Genomic DNA, 19,314 nt, shown 5'->3' with positions numbered 1-19,314 from the left:
TCTCATCGCGGATTTCCTATATATGAATTAGTTGTAATAGAAATAAAGGAATAAGGCATGCCATTTATAGGTATTAAAAATTCCTTTTCTCCAGCGGTATTTCTGTTGGGATGTACTTTATCTGAAATACTTTCATTGGGCAATCCATTTACAGAAATATTCAAAAGACTTGAAGATACAACTATAGGCTGCTCTAAGTCTGGTAAGTCTATGGAAAAAGCTCTTTTACGTTGCGGTCGCACACTTTGATCTATATAAATGGACTCTGTCCAGATCAATTCTTTAGAGTCATTATAATAACTCAATAGTAACTGAGGAATGGTAGCAGCCTCTATACTGGGGTTGAACAAAAAGCCTTCCAACTGCGATCCGTTAATTTGAATTTGTGATGGTGTCACAGTTTGATGCAAATCTGTGGTGGCAACATTTGCTTTTACTTGCACTTCAAAATTTGTAGGTACCACAAAAGTTTGATCCTTATCATAAGTGATGTCAAATTGGATTAAAAACGGTGTAGTTTCTTTGGCCAGTAGTTTGTGTTTTACAATATCTTGCGCGTTATATCTAGCTATTTCATTATTCTCGCTATCATACAATGCTCCAGTAACTGCAATATCTGCTGGGATATTATCTACATTTTGAATAGAACCCACGATGTAAAAAATCGAGTCTCTTTGAATCATTTTTGCTGTAGTAACTTCTACGACCGGTTGTTTCAAAACATCTTCATGAAAGGTTTGTTCTGAGGTTATTTTACGTTTCCCATGATTAAAGAAACGTGTGCTGCTCTCAAGCATTAATTGATCTGGCGGGATATAAGGATCCACACTTTTAGGCACGATGTACCATTTACCTTGATGCTTTTTTATAGAAAGTGTGTCTGTAGTTTGAATTTCTTTGAGTGGTGTGATCCATTTGATTTTTGCTACTGCACTAGCGGTCCATTCATTTTTATCCAGAACGCTTACTGCAATACTATCCATTTTTGAATAAGAACTTAATAAACCATCAGTTACCGATACTTCAAGCATGAATTGTGAAATGTCTTTCTCACTGGCTGGATCTATATAAGAATGTGCTCTTTCAAACTCTTTAAAGTCTAAAGCATCATAATAAGCAGTGATCACACTTTCTGGGGTTAATTGAACGGCCTTTTTTATATAAATACCATAAACCATATAAGCGGTAAGCAGTAACATGATTCCTGACCAACATAAGGAGGTGCGGTATAACCATTTTTGTCCTTTACGAGATGTAAGGCCCTTATCAATAAGGAAGAGTTGTCTATCTTCTTTTTTTCTGAAGGAGTGGAACCACACACTTCTTAAATATAAGAATATGGACAAAATTACCGTAAAAATGGGAATAATTCCCCACATCAATTTTTGAAATAAAGGGACATCATCTTTAGGTAAGATGCTCGGTAAAGGAGTGATTCCTGCTTTTTCCCAAACCGTGATACCATTTTCTAATAAACTCAATCTATGCCAACCAGTAAAATAGAGTAGCGGATCATAAAACTTATCGTTAGAGAAAACATATTTCAAATGAAACTTCTCTGGAACGGTCAGAAACTGCTGTAAAGAGCCCAACCCTTCAATTCCATGGTGCTTAGAATTTTCAAGTCGTTCTACTGCTCTAGAAGTAAGTTCTGGTAACCGCCTTGCAGAGTGGTAATTGCCATCAACTGTAGTTGCATTAGTTTGTGCTGATAGCCATGCCATTTGATCTCCAAAACCTAATGGTAAATACCGCCATCTATCATGATCGTCCTCATTTAGGAAGTTAACAATGGGTTGCATATTGATTTCATCTGGCTGGATAGGTCTAAATATTCCTAAGGTCATGGTAAAAACTGCCATAAATATAAAAGCAATCGCTAGAAAACCACCAATGGATCGATGCAACACAGTACCCCATTTTTTTTGCAAGATTTCTTTATAGTCTCCATCTGTAAATCGGTAGCAAAACTCACCAAATAAAGGTAACGCCATGATCGATGCCCACAAAGTGAATCGGTCCAGGGTCAAAATATTAAAAGCGTTTTCACCTAATAACTTTAAAGGAATAGGAGTCGTGCCTCCAGTTCCCAAAATAAAAAGAAGACTAAATGAAAAGCCAAAAAACAACAACCTCTTGCTGTAAAATCTGTATAAAAAATATGGTAGAAACAGCAATAATACTCCCCATGGAATTATAAAAAAGACCAGTCCAGAAGATGTTACTTCTAAGAAGTTATCTCTGGAGCCATGAGGTATAGGTACCTGAGTAATGGGGTTGTTCTTGGTGTTGATCCAGTAGGGTAGGATACAAACTATGATTAAAATTAAAGAGCAAGTCCCAAAAATAATTATACGCATTAGCTTGTTCCAGAACGCTTTCGCGAAAACGGAAAAAGTAACCTCACTGTTGCTATTTACTTTCTCTCGTGCGGCATCCATGATTACCGTACCTATTAAGGGGAATATAAAAAATACCATTCCAAAAATAGGAGTGACATGATGAGAAGTGACCGTTATGGCAAGTAATGCGAGCGCTTTGAACAGTGCAATTCTCTTTCCTGACTTCAACCATTTGTAAACCTCGGGCAAAGCATGCATAAGAATAGAGATCCCTATGATACTGGGCAATTGACCAAAAACATGCAGTGTTTCTACAAAACAAGTTGAAAAGACAGCCATGATGGCGGCATATCCAGCTGCTTTTTCATTAGGAATGATCACTTTAGTAAAACGATAAACTCCTGTTATAAATAAGATGACACCTAATAAGGCAACGGTAAACATTCCAAATTTAAGCCCGCCTATTAAGGAGAGTACTCCTATAGATTGATGCACAAGAGGTGGATACCCCATAGCGGAAAAGCCAGTGTACCAGCTATAGCTCCAAGGTTCAAACCAGCTGGTTGCATAATGGTTTGCAAAAAACAAATGAATCAAAGCATCATAAGTTCTTTCCAAAGTGAAGAACATAGAAGTTCCGTGGAATATAATTCCAAGAAGTACAGCGGTGATTAGGTATTTATTTGTTTTTGAGGTCCTCATTAAGAACTTGAAAAGTAGTGTTTCTTTAAGCCATGTAAAGATAATTATTTCGATAAATGGCTGGTCTATCGATGAGTGGTTTCTGTCTAAAGTAATTGGGTGTCTATCGAAAATGTCGATTTCAGTCTCTATACCGAGATATGTTTGTATCGTAATTAGTAATAATATTTAAAAATAAAATTATGAAAACAGGAATTATTATCCCTTGCTACAACGAAGAGAAACGCTTAAACCAAGAAGCTTTTGTGTCTTTTATTCAAGAAAATGAAGATTACCATTTGTGTTTTGTAAATGATGGAAGTAAAGACAATACCTTAGAGGTTCTACATAATATGAAGAATCTAGCTCCAAATGCAATTAGTGTAATCGACGTAAAAAAGAACTCAGGAAAAGCGACCGCTGTTAGGGCAGGAGCTCGTTTTTTATATAGTCAACCCCATATATCAAACATTGGATTTATGGATGCCGATCTTTCTACAGACTTTAGAGATTTTAAAGACTTAGTAAAAACGTTAATGAGAGATAATCAGATCATGGTATTTGGTTCAAGAAATTCTGGTGGAAGCAGTAAAATCGAACGAGACTTTATGAGAAATATTCTCTCGAAGTTTATCAAACAATTCATCCTGCTTGTTCTCGGAATGAATATAAGAGATACTCAATGTGGAGCAAAAGTATTTACCAAAGATATTGTACCCGTAGTTTATTATGAGGAATTTTTAAGCAGGTGGTTGTTTGATGTAGAGATTTTCTTAAGACTCAAAAAATATTTAGGAGAAAAGAATGTTATGAAAAGAATTACAGAGCAACCACTAATGAGATGGGTTCATGTGAACGATTCAAAATTAAGAACAAAAGATGCTTTAATTATACCTGCAAAGTTGACCCAAATATGGGTCAATTATAACTTGTTAAATAGTGTCCCTTCAACAAACCATACCTCGTCATTTCCTTTTGCTATGAGTGAGTCTTCGACTGAATTATCTATCGCAGCTTAAAACTTTATTTATCCTAAACAATACGACTATGACAGCTTACCCTATAAAATTTGAGCCTATCCTTCAAGAAAAAATCTGGGGAGGATCAAAATTAAAAAGTCTCTTGAATAAAAAAACAACAAGTGATGTGATAGGAGAAAGTTGGGAGATATCAGGAGTTGAAGGTCATATATCTGTAGTAAATAATGGAGTCTATAAAGGTTGTAGTATAACAGACCTCATTAGAGATCATAGATATGAATTTGTAGGAAATAAGAATTACAGTCAGTTTGGAAACGATTTTCCACTATTGATCAAATATCTAGATGCAAAAACAGATCTCTCTGTACAAGTACATCCAGATGATGAAATGGCTAAAGCAGAGCATAATGCTTATGGTAAAACAGAAATGTGGTACATCATGGATCGAGAAGCAGATGCAACGATAATCAATGGCTTTAAGAATGAAAATGTGACTACTAATGCATTGAAAACACTCACAAAAGATAATGTAGATCAAATTTTAAACAAACAAAAAGTAAATAAGGGCGAATCGTTTTTTATTCCAGCAGGTAAAGTACATGCCATAGGCGCAGGTGTTCTTGCGGCAGAGATCCAACAAACGTCAGATATTACCTATAGGATTTACGATTGGGATCGTAAAGACGTCAATGGTAATGAAAGAGAATTACATCTAGAAAAATCTTTAAAGGCTGTAAAAAGGAATATACCTCAATCAAATAGTACAGCAGGTCACAACTCATATAAGAATGCTCGTGTTCTAGCCAGTTGTCCCTATTTTACTTCTACAGTTATACAAATAGATCAAGAAACTTCCATTGATTATTCTCAGAATGACTCTTTTGTTATTTATATGTGTGTGGAAGGATCTTTTGAAATTTCAGTAAATGATTCTAAAGAAAAAGTGAGTTTTGGAGAAACAGTTCTTGTTCCAGCAAATGCAAGGCAAGTATTGCTAGAAACCCAAGCTGCCAAAATAATTGAATTATATATTAAATAGGGACTTCAATTTTAAAACTCTCAACAACTACAATAAAAACCCCAAAACACCACCGATAACCATGACCACAATCTTAGACAGATTGAACTTATGCGCTTCACTAGCTTCTAGAATCAGCGTAGTAGAGACATGAAGAACAATTCCAGCTACTAAAGCTTTGATGGGTAGCATAAAATCTTGAAGGATTTCTAGATTTCCAGCAGCAAGACTTCCCAAAGGTGACATCGCTGCAAAAAATAATATAATCAGGACTGTTTTCCACTTACTGTAATGACTGGATAATAAAAACGAAGTAAAAATAAAGGCAATAGGTATTTTATGAATGGAGATTCCATAAATCATACTGGTTTCCCCTTGTAATGGCATTCCTTCTAGAAATGCATGCAAGCATAAACTTCCAAAAAGCAAATAGGGAAATACAGGCATTTTTTTATTGATATGTAAATGACCATGCTCAGCTCCTTTAGAGAAAAACTCTAGGATAATTTGCAAGAAAACCCCACCCATAAGGTAAGCAGCATAAGTACGGTCTCCACTTTCGTAAATCTCAGGTAAAAACTCACTGGCTACGGCACTCAATAAAAAGGCCCCAGAAAAAGCCAGTAGCAATTTCATGCGGCTTTTTGATTGTGCTTTTAAAAGTAATGCCGCAGCAAAACCCAATAAAACGGCGAGAAATGGTAATAGTAAATTCATTTTTAGTCTTTGGTAATCCCAGAAAATTTGGCTCGAGATGTAAAGTTAAAGTAAAAGCAAAAGCAAATTCCAAATTTATCAGGGATCGGCCATTTATAACGCAAATTTAATTAAAATGAAGTTGGAGTTCTTACTTAGATAGTCATCCCAGAAAATTTGGCTCGAGATGTGAAATATAAGCAAAAGCAAATTCCAAATTTATCAGGGATCTATTTATTCTAAAGCAAGGTTAGTAAATATAGTTTACCACATCCCTCATCCCTAAAACCTATTCTTCCTCCTCACGAGCAAGAACCTTATGCAACTTCTTGGTCCCTTTATACATTTCGTACTTCACTAATTTCGCCTCAATTTTACCGTTGTACAATTGGATCTTACGAGAAGGGCGCAAGCCTACATATTTCAATGCTTCCAGATTTCCAGTAATCATCCATGCTGTAGAACCAGCATAACGTTGTTTTAAGGTGTCACCTATTTCTTTGTAAAATTCTTCCACATCCACAGAAATACGCTCATCATAAGGTGGGTTAAACATTAAGAACGCACTAGCGCTTTGGTGGTCTCTAAAGAAATCGCCTTTTTCTACCGTTATAAAGTCGGTAAGATTGGCATTTTTCACATTCTCGACCGCTTTTTCTACGGTGTAACCATCTGCATCTCTGGCGATAATTTTTCCGTCAAATTCCCGTATCTTTTTCAAGCAGCTTTCTTGAATATTTTCAAACAACTGGTTGTCATAATCTGGCCATTTTTCAAAACCAAATTCGTTACGGTTAATGTTAGGAGCAATGTTAGCCCCTATCATCGCTGCTTCAATAGCAATTGTTCCACTACCACACATAGGGTCGATAAATGAAGAACGCTGGTCCCAATTACTCAATAAAATGATTCCAGCTGCAAGTACCTCATTAATAGGAGCCTCGTTGGTCATACTTCTATAACCGCGTTTATATAAAGGCTCGCCACTTGTGTCTAATGATACGTCTACGGTTTGATCGTTAATATGTACTGATATTCTCAAATCAGGATGCTTGGTATCCACATCTGGTCTTTGGCCGGTATTGCGACGTATTTGATCTACAATGGCATCTTTAGTTTTCAATGCCACATACTGGCTGTGGTTAAAGTATTGCGAGGAAATGGTACCATGAACAGCAAGTGTGTCATGGTGTGTAAGATGCTTTGACCAGTCGTATTGATATATCCCATCGTAAAGATCTACTTCATTACGTGCGCTAAAACTATAAATAGGTTTTAAAATCCTGATTGCGGTACGCAACATCATATTTGCTTTGTACATAAATCCTTGGTCCCCAGTAAATTCAACCATGCGCACACCACGCTTTATATTCATGGCGCCTAGTTGTTTGAGTTCTTGTTCAAGTACTTCTTCTAGGCCAAAGATCGTTTTGGCAATCATCTTAAAATTTTGGGACATCATCGTGGAATTTGATCCACAAAATTAAGGTATTTTTGCGGTCTATGAGCAATGTAAACACATCAGATCAATGGTTCGCTAGTTGGTTCGATACCCCTTATTACCACATCCTTTACCGAGATCGAGATTACACCGAGGCTGGAGCGTTTATGCAGCGCCTTACCCAGCGATTAAAGTTGGATGAGAATGCTCATATTATGGACCTTGCCTGTGGCCGTGGTCGTCATAGTATGTATCTCAATCAACTAGGATATCGGGTCACTGGAGTTGATTTAAGTGATAGTAGTATCGCTTTCGCGAAAGCGGAATTGAGAAAAGCTGTGTTGAATGATTCGACTCATGAAGAAAGTAGCAGCTTAGCTCCTATAGATACTTCTCGTATCGAGTTTCATGTGCACAACATGACGCTTGCTTATGATCAGATTTTTGATGCTGTTTTTAATCTTTTTACTAGTTTTGGTTACTTTGATGATGCCGCCGATAATTTGAGGACGGTTATGGCTATTAAAGAAAATCTAAAACCAGGTGGCTACGGAGTGATTGATTTTATGAATGTACCTCAGGTGATTAAAAACTTGGTAGCACAAAATTCCAAAACCGAAGCAGGCATCACCTTTCACAATACCAGACGTTTTGAAAATGGTTTTATATATAAGGATATAAAATTTAGGGATAACGACCACGATTACCACTTTACAGAACGAGTAAGCGCGTTAACTTTAGAAGATTTTCAAAGCTATTTTGCCGCTTCAGGATTAGACTTAGTAGATGTTTATGGAAATTACCAACTAGAGGACTACGATCAACAAACTTCAGAGCGATTGATCATGATTTTTAGAAATTAAAATATCCCTTCTATCTTTTATTCGACTGTATTGTAGTATCGCTTTGAATCTAACTTGATGCGATTTAAATTTTAGTTTTCCGCCTTGCAGTAAACTTACAACCTGTGCTCAGCCTTTGTTTAGATAATTACAATGGCTGCGATGCAAGAAATTCCTTAATTTTTATTAGAATGGTATGGTCATCCTTGAAAATTAGGATCGAGCGATCTAATTTAAAGAAATGAATTGTTCTAAATTTGAGTGGGAACTGCTAGAATCATCCTCATGTGTTTTACAAAAGGGATTCCATTTGCTGTTGTAATTCCATTGCCTTTGCTCGTGCAGCATCAGCAAAATCTTTTTCTTTTGAAGCGTAGATAATTCCACGAGAAGAATTGACTAATAATCCTATTTGATCGTTTTTACCATACTTTACTACCTCTTCCAGGCTGCCACCTTGTGCGCCTACGCCAGGAACTAATAAAAAAGCATTAGGGACAATTTCACGTATTTCTTTAAGATACTCCGCTTTTGTAGCGCCTACCACATACATCAATCGATCACTGTTTTTGTATTGCGAAGTGGTTTTAAGCACTTCTTGATACAAGGGCTTTCCATCTATTAATTTGGTCTGGAAATCAAAAGCTCCTTGGTTGGATGTGAGTGCGAGAAGAATAGCAAATTTATTTTCAAAAGCAAGAAATGGTTCTACAGAATCCTTTCCCATATAAGGAGCAATCGTGACACTGTCAAAGTTCAAATCTTCGTAAAAGGCTTTGGCATATCGAGTAGAAGTATTTCCTATGTCTCCGCGTTTGGCATCGGCTATCGTAAAGTGATCTGGATAGTTCTCGTTGAGGTATTTAATGGTTTTTTCTAAAGCTATCCATCCTGTTACTCCATAAGCCTCAAAGAATGCCGTGTTGGGTTTATAAGCTACACATAAGTCATGCGTGGCGTCTATAATCGCTTTCGCGAAAGCGAAAATAGGATCTTCTTCTTGCAATAAATGAGCTGGCATCTTTTCTAAATCCACATCTAAGCCTACACAAAGGAAGGATTTTTTTTGAAGTATTTGAGTGGTTAGTTTTTGTACGGTCATCGGTTTATCTTGTCTGCGCATCGCATGCGCTGTTATATTCCGTCATCATTCATTTGCAACTTCTCCGTATTATCTACCAATCGCAGCTCGTCGATAATTTTTTGAATATCACCATTGATGATGTTATCTAGATCGTACAAAGTTAAATTGATGCGGTGATCTGTTACACGTCCTTGAGAGTAGTTGTAGGTTCTAATTTTGGCACTACGGTCACCAGTGCTTACCATGCTCTTGCGTTTTTCAGAGTCGGCTGCCATTTTCTTTGCGAGTTCGATATCATATAAACGAGAACGCAATACTTTGAGGGCTTTCTCTAAGTTTTTATGAGAAGACTTCTGATCTTGACAGCTCACGATCATTCCGGTAGGCTCGTGGTGTAATTTAATAGCAGAGTAAGTCGTGTTTACCGACTGTCCTCCAGGACCAGTTGATGTAGTGCGCTCGATACGTACTTCAGACATGTCGAGTTCTAAGTCAAATTCTTCCGCTTCTGGCAATACCATAACTGTTGCAGCACTTGTATGCACTCGTCCTTGAGTCTCTGTCTGAGGGACCCGTTGTACCCGGTGCACTCCAGCTTCAAACTTTAAGGTACCGTAAACGTCCTCACCATTTACCTCCATGATGATTTCTTTATAACCACCACTAGTTCCATGACTGGTATCTACGATACTGGTACTCCAGCCTTTACTAGAGCAATACTTTTCGTACATTCTAAAAAGATCACCAGCAAAAATACTCGCTTCATCACCACCAGCACCTGCACGTATTTCCATAACGGCATTTTTAGAATCCTCTGGATCTTTAGGAACCAGCATCATGCGTATTTCTTCTTCTAGAGCAGGAATAGCTTCTTTAGCTTCTTCTAGCTGCATCTGTGCCATTTCTACCATATCGGCATCGCTACCGTCTGATATGATTTCTTGTGCTTCTTCTAAATTTGCAGTCAGTTCTATATAAATCTCACGTTTGTCCATGAGGTTTTTAAGATCTTTATATTCTTTTGTAAGTTGTACATATCGTTTTTGATCAGAAATAATATCTGGCTGTATGATCAAGTCATTTATCTCGTCAAAACGGTTTTTTACAATATTTAATTTATCTATCATGGTCTATTTCAAGTCCTGCGAAAATACGGAATTTGCCCGTAATTTTTACTATATTATCACATATGAAAACGAATACTCAACTAGGTCTTGGCGGTGGTTGTCATTGGTGTACCGAAGCTGTTTTTCAAGCAATTGATGGTGTGGAAAGCGTAGAGCAAGGTTATATTTCAAGCACGGCTCCGTATGAGAACAAGAGTGAAGCAGTCATCATTCATTTTACAGACCAAGTAGATTTGGAAAAATTAATCGATATCCATCTACAGACACATGCTGCAACAAAGCAGCACAGTCGTCGTAATGATTATCGAAGTGCGATCTATTATATTGATGAAGAATTAAAAAATAGAATAGAAGTAATTATTAGCTCGCTTTCGCGAAAGCGAAAACAAACATACATCACTAAAGTTTTGGAATTGGAATCCTTTGAGCCATCGCGGGAGTCTATTCAGAATTATTATCAAACCAGACCAGAGGCGCCTTTTTGCAAACGCTATATTGAGCCTAAACTGAAGCTGGTAAAGAAGTTGACTAGCTCCATTAATTGATTGCTGCTATTTAGAGTCTAAGAATATTTTTGAAAAATAAAAGCTTTGGAATTCTTTATCGATGAGAAGCTGAGAATAAATTTTGAAACAGCCTTGCTTTGGATATATCCCATCAACAGCTTTATAGGAAACCAAAACTTGCTAGCGGTCGTTGAAAGTATTAGTCTACTTGATGAATTAGATTTTTCTTGTAGGTTAAAAAAAAGGTGTGGTAGGTACACCTTATCAACATGATAGACTTAAAAACTAGTCCAAGAAACACCATTAAATACTTTAATACTTTGGCTTACAGGATCGTAATACATGTGACCTATAGAAGGTTCTTTTATTGTTAAGGCTCCGTTAGGAACTACGGGAAGAACCATTGCTCTGGCATCATCTTCAATAATAAAGATACCATCAGCTGCAGAATTACTATCGTTTAAAATAATTTGGCCGCTCGCTGGGTAGCTGGTAACAGAGTTGCTAGTTCCCCCAGTAATTACAGGACTCCATGATGTACCGTTGAAGTATCTAAAACTACCTGAGTTGTCATCAAAAATTAAGGTACCCGTGCTCGGGCTGCTAAGAAGGTCTATAGGTTCTAATACGATTCCCTTAGCCTCATTGCCAAATTCAAGAACCACAGAGCTACTAGAAGCCGTTGTTCTATTTATAAGAACTTGAGCTGTGCAGAATGCGCTCATGAGTGTGGTAATTAAAATAATTATCGCTTTCATATCTAATTGCAAAATCTTGGGAGGCGCATGGTTGAAGGATCATTTAAATCGCGCCAGTTGGTACCATTATATAATTGAAAAGTAGAAGTGCTCGTATTAAATAAGAGCATTCCAGCCACCGGGGATAAACCGTTTATGGTTGTTTGATTCAATCGGGAGACTACAAATCCTTTGTCGCCACCTCTTACGTCTAAATAAGAATAATTTTTAGGATTAGCTGTTTGAATTCCCACAACTCCATTAGGAGATGAGGCGTTAGTAATGTCATTAGTATTTATTCTTGCCAGAGTTATAAAGCTGCTTTCGTTATCTCTTAAATCAAGATTAACGACGGCATTAGCGCCTATATCTATTTTTTTATAATCTAGATTAGAGGTAAAATTTGCATCACTTGCTACCACCACATACCAGTTTTGGGTAGCAGTTGCAGACAATGAGCTGGTGTCAAATTGAAAGTTAACACATGGCACGCCACCTGTATCTTGGGCTTTCCATATTCTATTAATTCGGTAGAAATTTGGGTGTATGCTAGTTAAGGCTGTGGGAGAAACAGTTAAGTTACCGTTATTGTTTCCTAACATCAGATAAGATAAGTCATTATTAAATATTGATGTTCTAGTGGTGCTGGTGTTAGGACTTGTGAAATCGTTATCTATTGCTATAGTTAAAAAGGTATTAGCATTTTCTGATTTTGATATCTTCTGGTTTAAAGCAGTGTTATCATCACGGCCTATACCAAAAACATCATGATTATACCCCGAGTTGCTGATGTGATCCCAGTAATTAAAGCCGCTTGTAGAAACGTAATCGGCTCCTGATCCATCATTAATCGAGATGCCGTACTTAATAGCTAGATAGGAATCTATTCGAGCTCTATTTGCAGCAGAGAGGTTCGTATCATAATAAATAACCTCACTGAGTAATCCCGTTAATCTATTATCTCCTGTAATGTCGTCACCTATGGTATAAGTAGCTCCAGAGGTCCAACTAGAATTGAAAAGCTTATTACTGTATGACATGATGGGAGCGGTTGTTTCATAGACGGTAGTGGTACCAGTTCCACCAATATCTGTTAAAGACCATACTTGGGGACTGTCAATTGTAATATTTGTGGAAAAGTTAGTGTTGTCAGAATACCGTTGATCTATAAAGAAAGCTCTACTACTAGTAGTCCTTCCTATTTCTATAAAACATTGATCGGCAATGGAACTTACTTCTCCTGTTATGAACATAGTGGAGCTCGTTCCATTGGTTCTAGAAATATTAGTCGCCTGAAGCGGTTGTACATCATCCGTAAAACTCAATGATGGATTAAAATTTATTAAGTCTGTGGAGTTGTTTTTCCATTTAGTAGCACCAGTACCGCTGGCGTCCCAACTTGTAGTACCTTCTTGATTAACCCATGAAGTTACATCACAATCATCTGTATTACAATTCACACCAGCATCTGCCCTTAGCCACAATGCTAAGTCTGTCGAAACTCCTCCAGGTGCCACTTGTCCTCTAGACTGGGTGAAAATAGCTAGCGCTATAAGCAGGTGTATTACAGAAAATTTTGATTTTATACTTTTATTCATGTAGTCAGGGTAAAGTTAAATAAAGTGATGCTGTTGACTAAAAATCATTAAATTCTATTAACATATTAATTTGAATAATACGAAATTTCTCACTATTTCATTCTTAAACAATTCTTAAACAATTGTTTAAGAATTTCTAAATAACCGGAGAAAGACGTGAGCATACCAGATTTGGCGCACCTTTTTGCAAACGCTATACAAAGCCAAAGTTAGAAGTTGTGGAGGAGGTTTTAAAAAATAATGTTCAACGGGAATAAATAACACCACATCAAGATTAAACTTTAAAGCTGTCAACCATAAAATCTAATACTCAAAAACTCCAAACTCACTGTCAATAGTCAGTTTCTTAGAGCTTGCAGCTTCCACACGACCTATGATTTTTGCATCTACGTGAAAAGATTTGGAGATCGCTATAATTTCTTGTGCGATAGATTCATTTACATAGAGCTCCATACGGTGGCCCATGTTGAATACCTGATACATTTCTTTCCAATCTGTTCCTGATTCCTTTTGAATCATTTTAAACAATGGCGGTAGTTCAAACATATCATCCTTAATGATGTGTAAGTCTTTTACAAAATGCAAAATCTTAGTTTGCGCACCACCAGAACAATGTACCATTCCGTGTAGATCTTCTCGGTTAACCTCGCTTAGAATCTTTTTGATGATAGGCGCATAGGTACGAGTAGGAGATAAGACCAGTTTACCAGCATCCAGCGGGCTTCCTTCTACGGAATCGGTTAAGTTTTTAGAACCGGAGTATACCAGTTCTTCAGGAACGGCTGCGTCATAACTGGCTGGGTATTTTTCTTTAAGGCTTTTATTAAAAACGTCATGCCTTGCGCTGGTAAGACCATTTGACCCCATACCGCCATTGTACTCCGTTTCATAAGAAGCTTGTCCAGAGCTGGACAATCCTACAATGACGTCTCCAGCTTTTATGTTGGCATTATCTACTACGTCAGAGCGTTTCATACGAGCGGTAACTGTAGAATCTACGATAATGGTTCTTACGAGATCCCCAACGTCTGCAGTCTCACCACCGGTAGAGATAATTTCTACACCGTGTTTTTTAAGATCGGCTATGAGCTCTTCTGTTCCATTGATAATGGCCGAAATAACTTCTCCTGTTATCAAGTTTTTATTTCTTCCTATGGTGCTAGAAAGTAAAATATTATCTGTAGCTCCCACACAAAGCAGGTCGTCTACATTCATAATCAAGGCGTCTTGAGCGATTCCTTTCCATACCGAGACATCACCAGTTTCTTTCCAGTACATATAGGCCAGGCTGGACTTCGTCCCAGCACCATCTGCATGCATGATCAAACAATGCTCTTCTGACCCAGTCAATGAATCAGGGACAATTTTACAAAAGGCTTGTGGGAATAATCCTTTATCTACGTTCTTGATCGCATTATGTACGTCTTCTTTGCCAGCACTCACACCGCGCTGCGCATATCTTTTAGAAATGTCTTGGCTCATGCTGCAAAGTTACTATTAAGATTTAAGTACAAAGTATGAAGTGCTAATTATTAAGAAAAAAGTATAAAGAGGTTGTTAAGAAAATTAATAATATAGAAGTCTCCAGTTTTAATTCACAGTCGGGCCGTTTTCTACTGCATGCTCCCATTTAAGGTTCCATAACAAATATCTTCCTCTATTTTTCTTTCCAATAATTTAGGTTCTAAATGTTTGTTATAGGATTCTTCAGGCGAAATAACATGTCTTTTTAATAAGTAGGATTTGAGTGAGTAGTGTTTTTTTATTTCTTGTGTTATCATTTATCTCGCTTTCGCGAAAGCGAAATTAACTGAACAAAATAAAGCCCTAGAACATAAATTCTAGGGCTTTATAAATTATAAAATAAAGGTGAATTATCTAGTGAATAATAATTCTCTGTACTTAGTTAAAGGCCAGATTTCATCATCTACAAGTAGTTCTAGTTTATCACAGTGGTAACGTATCACATCGAAGTACGGCTTCACATCATCGCAATAAGAAGCGGCAGTTGCTTCTGCATTTTTAGCGTTGTTGGCTTTTTTACGAGCTTCGGTCATTTCTGTAATCCCTTTGTTGATATTCTCGATATGCTCAGAAATTTCTTCAATAAGAGTCATTTGTTCTTTGGCCATTTTTTTGAAGTCTTTTCCAAAGATCTCTTTCAATCCTACCACATTTTCTATCAATGTATTTTGATATTTGATGGCTGTTGGAATTACATGGTTGCGAGCGATATCTCCTAAAATACGTCCTTCAATCTGTATGCGTAATGCATACTCTTCTACTTCAATTTCATAACGCAACTCCGTTTCGACCTTGCTCATAATGTTTAAGCCTTCAAAAAGTTGGATACTTTTCTTAGATATTTTAGCCTTAAGAGCGTTAGGTGTTGTTTTGTTATTACTTAAACCACGTTTTTTAGCTTCTTTTTCCCAAGCTTCTCCATATCCATCTCCTTCAAAACGGATTTTCTTAGATTTCTTGATGTACTCTCTTAGCACATTAAAGATAGCCTCGTCTTTCTTGAGTTTTTTGTCTTTTATAAGCGCATCTACTTCGGCTTTAAACTCGATTAATTGTTGTGCAACAATCGCGTTAAGAACGGTCATAGGGTTAGCACAGTTTGCTGTAGAACCTACGGCACGTAATTCAAATTTATTTCCTGTAAAAGCAAAAGGAGAGGTACGGTTACGGTCGGTATTATCAAGAATTACTTCTGGAATTTTACCTACTACGTTTAGTTTAAGGTCTGTTTTTTCTTCTGGAGAAAGTTTTCCATCAGTTACTTTTTCTAACTCGTCAAGGACTCTGGTTAACTGAGAGCCGATAAATACAGAAATAATGGCAGGTGGTGCTTCATTAGCTCCTAATCTGTGGTCATTTGAGGCACTAGCAATAGTGGCTCTGATTAATTCTTCATGATCGTGAACCGCTTTAATCGTATTGACAAAGAAGGTTAGGAACTGAAGGTTTTTCATAGGTGTGCTACCAGGTGAAAGTAAGTTGACTCCCGTATTAGTAGCTAGTGACCAGTTGTTGTGTTTTCCAGAACCATTTACTCCTGCAAATGGCTTCTCATGGAATAATACTTTGAAAAAGTGTCTTGAAGCTACTTTTTTCATCACATCCATAAGTAAAGAGTTGTGATCTACAGCAAGGTTTGCCTCTTCAAAAATTGGAGCCAACTCAAACTGATTAGGAGCTACTTCATTGTGACGTGTCTTTACAGGTATACCTAAAAGCATACATTCGGTTTCCATATCACGCATAAAGTTCAATACACGTGTAGGAATAGCACCAAAGTAGTGGTCATCTAGTTGCTGTCCTTTTGCAGAGGAGTGACCTAATAAGGTGCGACCAGCTAATTGTAAATCTGGTCTAGAGTCTGCAAGGGCACTATCGATTAGGAAATATTCTTGTTCCCATCCTAAAGTAGCAACCACTTTAGATACATTTTTATCAAAATACTTACATACATCTGTTGCTGCGCTGTCAACTGCTTGTAAAGATCTTAAAAGAGGTGTTTTATAGTCTAATGCTTCACCAGTATAGGCTACAAATACAGTAGGAATACAAAGTGTAGTTCCCATAATAAAAGCTGGAGATGTAGGATCCCATGCGGTATAACCACGAGCTTCAAATGTGTTTCTGATCCCTCCGTTAGGAAAAGAAGAAGCATCTGGTTCTTGTTGAACGAGTTGTCCACCACCAAATTTTTCTATTACGGTACCGTCCATTTCTAATTCAAAGAATGCATCGTGCTTTTCAGCAGTTGCACCTGTTAGAGGCTGGAACCAGTGCGTGTAATGAGTAGCACCGTTTTGGATCGCCCATTCCTTCATTCCTGTAGAAACATGATCTGCAATATTGCGATCAATTTTACTACCGTTGATGATGGCGTCTTGTACGCTTATGTAAGCATCTTTGTTTAAATGCTGGCGCATCGCACCTTTGCCAAAGACGTTTTTTCCAAAAATATCGCTTCGTCTTGCTGGTTCATTAACAGCAATTTCTTTGCGGTTGAGTGTTTCTTTTAAAGCTTGAAATCTTAATGTAGACATCTGTTGTGAGTTTATTATTCAAAGATTGCTGCAAAAATACTATAATATGACAATCTAGCCCTAAAAAAAACGAGGTTAAATATCAACAATATCATAATTTTTGTAAACAAACCCTATGATTTATAGGGTAGAGAAAGCCGAGTAGATAAAAAGTAAGTAGGTTACTAAATAAAGGACTCCTTTGTACCGAGAGATTCGGTAGGCTTTAGGTAAAAAAGCCAAGGGTAACAGCGCAAATGCAATACCCAACATCCAGTAAATATCATTAGTTAACAAGCCCATTCCTTTTTCTTCAATTTGTATGGGTTGGATCAAGGCCGTAATTCCTAATACAGAACCTATATTAAATATATTAGAGCCTATTAGGTTACCTAAAGAAATGGCCTTTTCTTTTTTCAATGCTGCTATAATAGAGGCAGCAAGTTCTGGTACAGAAGTTCCTATGGCGACCATCGATACAGCAATAATACTTTCGGGAATACCTAATTTAGCAGCTATATCCACAGCGCCTTGAACGAGTAATTCACTCCCTTGCCATAATGCAATACCTCCTAAAAATAAGAATAGAAAAATTTTCCACCATTTGGCTTCTTGTAATTCTTCTTCTACATCTGCGGCTTCTGGGTTTTTGCGAGCTCTTCTAATCAACAAAATAAGAAAAACAACTATAGCACCTAATAATACAGCTCCTTCCCAGCGTACTAAATTATATCCTGAAAGAAGTAATATATATAACAGAATACTGAAACCCATCATCCACGGCCAGTTGAATTTAAAAAAGTCTTTATCAATTGCTAGTGGCGCAATTAAAGCAGTAGTACCTAAGACTAGTGCAATATTTGCAATGTTAGAACCTATAACGTTTCCTAAAGCAAGTCCTGATAATCCGTCTAATGCTGACTGTACACTTACAATAAGCTCTGGAGCACTGGTAGCAAAAGAAACCACGGTAAGGCCAATGATCATTCTTGAAAGATGAAGTTTTAAGGACAGGCCTACTGAGGAGCGAACTAAAAATTCACCACCTATTACGAGAAGTACCAAGCCTATTAATAAATAAAATATACTCATGGGGGATAATTAAAGGCTCAAAAATAATAGATAATCGCTACCAATTGTAATACTAAGTGTGAAAAAGCAGGACTCCTAAGAGCTGCGTTTTTTTAAAGTATTTGAAGAATTCTAAGAGTTAAAAGCAACTTTTCTGTTAGTGGAATGAAGTTTAGAGAAGAGCTAAGTAGCATTAAAGTAATTCTCAAAGATTTCTTAGTAATGATAAAAACATAGAATAAGGTATTGGGATGGTCTTGTTGTAGGTTGTTAGTTCCGCTTTCGCGAAAGCGGAATTATCAAAAACAACTTTTTAATTATTCACGACCTCACAAATACATCTAAAACCGGTTTTCAATTCCTGTTGATTGTAATAAGAAAGATTGCGATCCAGCAGGGAGTTGTAGGTCTTGTTCTTTCCTATTTCTTTGATTTCCATTATGGTCATTTGGTCCGTGTTGTCTTGCATCTTACTAAACAGGGCTGAATCTCCCGTGTAGGCATAAATCTGACCTTGATATTTCAACAGTTTCAACTCGCGCTCCAATTTGTTTTGTGCCTTGATCATTTCACGCTCGGTGGGCAACCTGTATAGCACTTTATTAGGGTAACGTTCACGTTGCGTTGCGCTGTTGCTTTTTATCGCATATACGGCATTGACAATATCGCTGCGCCATAAGCAGAATAATTCAGCTTGCTTTTTAGCTACATTTACAACAGGGTGTGACTGAAAAAACGGACTGTTGTAATAATTTTCCATGCTTAATTTATTGGTAAGCATTTCTTGCGGATTTTGAAGACTGGCTTCTCTAAATAACCTGCGACTACCTGTTTGAGGTTTAAAAATGAGGTTTTTATCAAGGCCATAACGCGGTAAATCCTTCATCTTTTCATGTTTTGTTAAAGACCAGTAATTTTCTAAGTGATCTAAGAACTCTTGATACATGAAATTAGTAACCGGTACGCGGTCTATATACAGATTTTCTGTTAACATTAAAGTTCCTGGAGGCGTAGAATCGGTAACCTTTACCTTTTTCTTAGCATTTATAGGCTCGAATAGACTACAGCTACCGCTTAGAAATAAGATAGATATCGCTGCAAATGAGTATTTTGTAAATCTGGTCATAATAAAAATGGCTTGTTAAAAAATA

At 37.1% G+C, this 19,314-nt stretch carries 15 protein-coding genes; 4 read left to right on the top strand and 11 right to left on the bottom strand.

Annotated elements, in window-relative coordinates; genetic code table 11:
• Nucleotides 1–2 precede the first annotated feature (2 nt).
• Nucleotides 3–3,044: a hypothetical protein gene (locus CW736_RS00265; protein ID WP_101012005.1), complete on the bottom strand. Its 3,042-nt coding sequence runs from the start codon at nt 3,042–3,044 to the stop codon at nt 3–5.
• A gap of 182 nt (nt 3,045–3,226) precedes the next feature.
• Between CW736_RS00265 and CW736_RS00260 the strand changes: the two genes are divergently transcribed.
• On the top strand, nt 3,227–4,042 hold the full coding sequence (locus tag CW736_RS00260; RefSeq protein WP_101012004.1) for a dolichyl-phosphate beta-glucosyltransferase: 816 nt from the start codon (nt 3,227–3,229) through the stop codon (nt 4,040–4,042).
• Between the two features lie 28 nt (nt 4,043–4,070).
• Nucleotides 4,071–5,042 carry a type I phosphomannose isomerase catalytic subunit gene (locus tag CW736_RS00255; protein WP_101012003.1) on the top strand — a complete coding sequence of 324 codons (972 nt, stop codon included), beginning with the start codon at nt 4,071–4,073 and terminating at the stop codon, nt 5,040–5,042.
• 27 nt (nt 5,043–5,069) lie between these two features.
• Here the strand turns inward: CW736_RS00255 and CW736_RS00250 are convergent, their stop codons facing one another.
• Both CW736_RS00250 and CW736_RS00245 read right to left on the bottom strand, forming a co-directional pair.
• Nucleotides 5,070–5,738 (bottom strand): ZIP family metal transporter, encoded by a 669-nt coding sequence (locus CW736_RS00250; RefSeq protein WP_101012002.1) that lies wholly within the window; start codon nt 5,736–5,738, stop codon nt 5,070–5,072.
• Between the two features lie 268 nt (nt 5,739–6,006).
• On the bottom strand, nt 6,007–7,158 hold the full coding sequence (locus CW736_RS00245) for a class I SAM-dependent RNA methyltransferase (protein WP_101014970.1): 1,152 nt from the start codon (nt 7,156–7,158) through the stop codon (nt 6,007–6,009).
• 62 nt (nt 7,159–7,220) lie between these two features.
• Here CW736_RS00245 and CW736_RS00240 point away from each other — a divergent pair, with 62 nt between their 5' ends.
• On the top strand, nt 7,221–8,021 hold the full coding sequence (locus CW736_RS00240; protein ID WP_198519324.1) for an SAM-dependent methyltransferase: 801 nt from the start codon (nt 7,221–7,223) through the stop codon (nt 8,019–8,021).
• 271 nt (nt 8,022–8,292) lie between these two features.
• Here CW736_RS00240 and pyrF read toward each other — a convergent pair whose 3' ends face one another.
• Together pyrF and prfA are read right to left on the bottom strand one after the other, a co-directional pair.
• Nucleotides 8,293–9,102 carry an orotidine-5'-phosphate decarboxylase gene (gene pyrF / locus CW736_RS00235; RefSeq protein WP_101014969.1) on the bottom strand — a complete coding sequence of 270 codons (810 nt, stop codon included), beginning with the start codon at nt 9,100–9,102 and terminating at the stop codon, nt 8,293–8,295.
• 32 nt (nt 9,103–9,134) lie between these two features.
• The gene (gene prfA / locus CW736_RS00230) at nt 9,135–10,211 is read right to left on the bottom strand and encodes a peptide chain release factor 1 (protein ID WP_101012000.1); all 1,077 of its coding nucleotides are present in this window, start codon (nt 10,209–10,211) and stop codon (nt 9,135–9,137) included.
• A 62-nt stretch (nt 10,212–10,273) separates the two neighbouring features.
• Between prfA and CW736_RS00225 the strand changes: the two genes are divergently transcribed.
• Nucleotides 10,274–10,756 (top strand): peptide-methionine (S)-S-oxide reductase, encoded by a 483-nt coding sequence (locus CW736_RS00225; protein ID WP_101011999.1) that lies wholly within the window; start codon nt 10,274–10,276, stop codon nt 10,754–10,756.
• Nucleotides 10,757–10,995: 239 nt separating this feature from the next.
• On the opposite strand, the gene CW736_RS00220 is transcribed toward CW736_RS00225, so the two are convergent.
• The 6 genes from CW736_RS00220 to CW736_RS00195 form a co-directional block, all read right to left on the bottom strand.
• The gene (locus tag CW736_RS00220; protein WP_157810843.1) at nt 10,996–11,442 is read right to left on the bottom strand and encodes a hypothetical protein; all 447 of its coding nucleotides are present in this window, start codon (nt 11,440–11,442) and stop codon (nt 10,996–10,998) included.
• A gap of 35 nt (nt 11,443–11,477) precedes the next feature.
• Nucleotides 11,478–13,052 (bottom strand): hypothetical protein, encoded by a 1,575-nt coding sequence (locus CW736_RS00215; protein WP_101011997.1) that lies wholly within the window; start codon nt 13,050–13,052, stop codon nt 11,478–11,480.
• 303 nt (nt 13,053–13,355) lie between these two features.
• Nucleotides 13,356–14,534, bottom strand: a complete 1,179-nt coding sequence (locus CW736_RS00210; RefSeq protein ID WP_101011996.1) for an AIR synthase related protein — start codon at nt 14,532–14,534, stop codon at nt 13,356–13,358.
• A gap of 392 nt (nt 14,535–14,926) precedes the next feature.
• Nucleotides 14,927–17,113, bottom strand: coding sequence for a glutamine synthetase III (locus CW736_RS00205; protein WP_101011995.1), 2,187 nt, complete (start codon nt 17,111–17,113; stop codon nt 14,927–14,929).
• Nucleotides 17,114–17,233: 120 nt separating this feature from the next.
• Entirely contained in the window at nt 17,234–18,184 is a 951-nt protein-coding gene (locus CW736_RS00200) for a calcium/sodium antiporter (RefSeq protein WP_101011994.1), read from the bottom strand.
• Between the two features lie 292 nt (nt 18,185–18,476).
• On the bottom strand, nt 18,477–19,289 hold the full coding sequence (locus CW736_RS00195) for an SUMF1/EgtB/PvdO family nonheme iron enzyme (protein ID WP_232735372.1): 813 nt from the start codon (nt 19,287–19,289) through the stop codon (nt 18,477–18,479).
• Nucleotides 19,290–19,314: the final 25 nt, after the last annotated feature.

Origin of the sequence: Nonlabens sp. MB-3u-79, from assembly GCF_002831625.1 — a bacterium.
GTDB lineage: Bacteria > Bacteroidota > Bacteroidia > Flavobacteriales > Flavobacteriaceae > Nonlabens.
This window is presented reverse-complemented; position numbering and strand designations above follow the sequence as displayed.